We start from the raw sequence: 1,355 nt of genomic DNA, 5'->3' as shown, positions 1-1,355 counted from the left end.
GGAGCCTCCCCCTGAGTGGTGGACACGCTGATACTGGATCTGCTTGATCCGGAGGAAGCGAGAAGACCGCCGATGGCGATGAAGGACTACTCGGACGAGTTCAAGGCCGATGCCGTGGCCTTGTACGAGTCCACGCCCGGGGCGACGTACAAGAGCATCGCCGCCGACCTGGGCATCAACCGGGCCACCCTGCGTGAGTGGGTGCTGCGGGACCGCGAACGCCGCGGTGTCACTGCCGCTGCTCCGTCCGCGGGCGGGACGCCAAAGGCCCGGGCTGGGCAGGCTGCATCGTCCGCCGATCCAGACGAGCGGATCCGGCAGCTGGAGGCCCGGGTGGCCGAGCTCGAGGCGAGTGAGCGGAAGCTGGCGACCGAGCGGGACATACTCCGCAAGGCGGCCAAGTATTTCGCCGGGGAGACAAACTGGTGAGTCGCTTCCAGTTCGTCGCCGATTACCGGGACGCCTACGGCGTGAAGCGGCTGTGCGAGGTCTTGGGCCTGAACCGGTCCAGCTACTACAAGTGGCTTGCCGGCAGGAAGGCGAGGGCGTCCCGGCAGAGCGAGGACCGGCTCCTGGCCGAGCGGATCCGCGAGGTCCACGGCGAGTCGGGCGGTGCCTACGGCTCTCCACGGGTGACCGCTGAGCTGCGTGGGAAGGGCCTGCGGATCAACGAGAAGCGGGTCGCTCGCGTCATGCGGACGTTCTCCATAACTGGCATCCGCCTGCGCAGACGCGTCCGCACCACCGTCCCGGACCCGGCAGCCTCACAGGTTCCGGACCTGTTCCAGCGGGACTTCACCGCCACCGAGCCGGGGCGGAAATACATGGGCGACATCACGTATCTCCCGCTCGCAGGCGGAGGGTTCCTCTATCTTGCGACCGTGCTGGACTGCTTCAGCCGCAAGGTCGTCGGCTGGTCCATCGCCGACCACATGCGCACCGGCCTGGTCGCCGACGCGCTGCAGATGACGGCCTCGACCCGCGGCGGCCTGGACGGCGCCGTGTTCCACTCCGACCACGGAGCCCAATACGGCTCCCGGGCCTTCGCCGATCTCTGCGACCGGCTCGGGGTGACCCGGTCAATGGGTGCGGTCGGCACCAGCGCGGACAACGCGGCCTGCGAGAGTTTCCACGCATCCCTGAAACGCGAGACCCTCCAGGGCGCCCGCGACTACGGCGACGCCGGCACCTGCAGAAGGACCGTATTTGCCTGGCTGGCACGCTACAACACCCGCCGCCGACACTCCGCCAACGACCACCTCAGCCCCAACGAATACGAACGCCGACACCACGCGGCTAAGCTCACGCTCGCCGCGTGATCAACGAAGCGTGTCCACCATCACGGGGGAAGGCCC

The 1,355-nt window shown here is 68.2% G+C and carries 1 protein-coding gene; it reads left to right on the top strand.

Annotation, left to right across the window (positions count from 1 at the left end; translation table 11 throughout):
- Positions 1-72: 72 nt before the first annotated feature.
- Positions 73-1,319 (top strand): IS3 family transposase gene (locus tag ABT288_RS49960; RefSeq protein WP_502973036.1). Its coding sequence is split into 2 segments (ribosomal slippage): positions 73-415 and positions 415-1,319, totalling 1,248 coding nucleotides; the frame shifts between segments, so codons are not numbered across the junction.
- Positions 1,320-1,355 lie beyond the last annotated feature (36 nt).

This window comes from Streptomyces sp. NPDC001093 (assembly GCF_040298985.1).
GTDB lineage: Bacteria > Actinomycetota > Actinomycetes > Streptomycetales > Streptomycetaceae > Streptomyces.
Note: the sequence above shows the minus strand (reverse complement) of the source record. Positions and strands in the feature narration are given on the sequence as shown.